General features: G+C 70.1%; 3 protein-coding genes and 1 pseudogene. All 4 read right to left on the bottom strand.

Annotation, left to right across the window (positions count from 1 at the left end; translation table 11 throughout):
* On the bottom strand, window positions 1–417 hold a 417-nt coding region (locus AB0J04_RS45815; protein ID WP_363174674.1), incomplete at its 3' end, for an AMP-binding protein.
* Between the two features lie 116 nt (window positions 418–533).
* A complete protein-coding gene (locus AB0J04_RS45810; protein WP_363174673.1) occupies window positions 534–1,778 on the bottom strand; it encodes a helix-turn-helix domain-containing protein in 1,245 nt (414 codons plus the stop codon).
* A gap of 117 nt (window positions 1,779–1,895) precedes the next feature.
* Window positions 1,896–2,054 (bottom strand): hypothetical protein, encoded by a 159-nt coding sequence (locus AB0J04_RS45805; RefSeq protein WP_363174672.1) that lies wholly within the window; start codon window positions 2,052–2,054, stop codon window positions 1,896–1,898.
* Between the two features lie 68 nt (window positions 2,055–2,122).
* Window positions 2,123–2,323, bottom strand: a pseudogene (locus AB0J04_RS45800) (ISAzo13 family transposase); the annotation flags it as partial.
* Between the last annotated feature and the right edge of the window lie 62 nt (window positions 2,324–2,385).

The following is a 2,385-nucleotide window of genomic DNA, read 5'->3' as shown; positions in this document are numbered from 1 at the left end:
CGGGTCGTCGTCCTCCACGTTGACGTGCTCGACGGGGACACCGCAGCCGCGGTCGGTGTCCTGATACCGCGCCTCGCACACCACGGTCCCGCTTCCCGAGTTCCGCAGGACATGGGCGAGCTGCACCGGCGCGAGCGTGTTGTATACGGAGAAGGGTGTGGCGCCCAGATGCTGGACCGCGAGGTCCACGGGATAGAACTCCGTCCGGTTGGACATCATCAGCGCGACCGTGTCCCCGTGGCGGATCCCGAGACCGGCCAGACCGGCTGCCAACACGCGTACCTCGTCGGCGAGTTCACGCCAGCTGAGGGTGCGGCTCCCGCCCACGGTGCGCAGTGCGATCGCGTCCGGATCGACGGCCGCCGTGCGCTGGAAAGCCTGGCACACGGACGTGGGCGCTGGGGTGTGATCGGTCATCTCGTGTGGTTCCCGTTCGTCGGTGTGCGGGTTCGACGACGAAAGGCTAGGGAGTCCGGGTGCCACGGGTCATCGGGTGGGGCACCCAATGATGGATGCGTTCGGTTGTGATCGGATCACAGGGCAGGGCCGCCGCCGGCGAACAGCCTGATCGCGATCAACAGTTCCTGGAGATCGGCGAGTCGGCGGAGTTCGCATCCCGTGCGCTCCTCGACGCGGGCCAGCCGGTGGTGCGCGGTGTTGATGTGGACCCCGAGTTCCCGAGCCGCGGCCTTCACGTTCAGGTCGTTGCTCGCGAAGCACTCCACGGTCCTGAGGAGCGAGCCTCCTGCACGTGCGTCCTCGGTCACGAACTCCCGCATCCGGGCGGGGACGATCCTCGCTACGGTCTCGTCCGCGCGCAGCGTCAGATAGTCGAGGACGCGCAGCTCGGACAGGGCGGCGACACCGCCGTTCCGGGACAGCGTGCCCATCAGCGTCACGGCTTCGCGGTAGGCCGTGGCGAGGTCGGCGACGCCGGCGTGGCGGGTGCTGATCCCGATCGCCAGCGGTACTCCCTGCTCGGCGAGGGCCCGCCAGGCGGATCTCACCGGCTCCGTCGGCAGCTCCCCGGCGGTGCCGCGGAGGGCGCGCACGATCACGATCTCGTCCTGCCGCAGAACTGTCAGCAGCCGGGCCGGTTCGCCGACCGCCCGTCCCAGGAGTGCTGCGGCGGAGCGGAGCCCGTACTCGTCGGAGAGCGGAGCCACCGGTACGGCGGTGACCACGGCGCACGGCGTGCCGGGGCCGAGCCCGGCCTTCGTCGCCGCAGTGAGGCGTGGGCCCGGTGCGGGCTCGCGGCCCGCCAGCAGATCTTCGAGCAGGTCCCGGCGCACCCGGTCGCCTTCCACGGCCAGCAGTTGCTCCGCGTCCAGATAGGCCTGCGCGGCGACGGTGCTGGCCCGGTTGAAGAACTCCATGACCAGGCCGGCCGCTTCGAGCGCGCAGTCGCCTCTCCCCGAGTCGTTCGCGGCCCAGTCGGCGATCGCCTCCCACATCGTGCGGTGGGCGATGCGCACCCCGTGCATGAAGTCGACGAGTGAGACGCCGAGCCGGGCCCGGCGGGCCGCGTGCAGGCGGACGAACGCCACGTCCTCGTCGGTGGCGGGCCGGGCGCCTGCCAGGCTGAGACCGAGTGCGTCATTGCCCTTGCGCACATGGGCGACCACGTCGTCCAGCAAGGCCTCGTCGGTGATCGCCGCGTAGCCCGGGATCTCCGCCCGCATCGTCGCCAACGCGGCCTTCGGCAACGTGAGTCTCCGGGCGATGATCACCTCGGCCACCTCGGCCAGGGTCGCGACTCGGGCACGGCGATCGGTCATGGCCACAGCCTAGACGGGTCACGACTGGTCACTGTGACTCGATCACAATGGTGCGGGCCGGCCGACGCGAGTGCCGAACGGGCGGGTTCGGCCTCGTCCCGGGGTCTGCCGCCAGGGTCACCGGCCGGTGCTGCCGGCACCCTCGCCGGCGAGTGCCCATAGGGTCCCGAGAGCCCTGAGGCCGCGCGTCATGTCGATGCTCTTGTCGTACTGCCAGAGCAACTGAAGGCCGTCCACCGCGGCGATCATCAGTTGGGCGAGGTCGCCGGCATCCACCTCGGCGGGGAGTTCGCCCAGCTCCCGGAGATGGCTCAGGGCGTCCCTGCCGGCGTCCTGGCTCTGACGCCGCCCTCCGGCTCGAAGACGCCCTTCCGTACCGTCGTCTCGCTCACCCCTGCTGCATGCGCGACGGCCCGGACGCCTGCGTGCCCCAGCAGCCGGGCCTCGGCGGCCGGCGCCAGCCGCTGCTGCCGCTCATTCACATGAGGGAACAACACCTTGATTCTCAGGGCGAGTTGGTCACGAACCTCGCTCGGTATGGGCATACCACAACAACGACAGAGGGACCGTGATGCAACGTGTTGATTCTTGACGGCCCCTAAATACC

The organism is Streptomyces sp. NPDC050263 (genome assembly GCF_040655955.1).
Lineage (GTDB): Bacteria > Actinomycetota > Actinomycetes > Streptomycetales > Streptomycetaceae > Streptomyces.
This window is presented reverse-complemented; position numbering and strand designations above follow the sequence as displayed.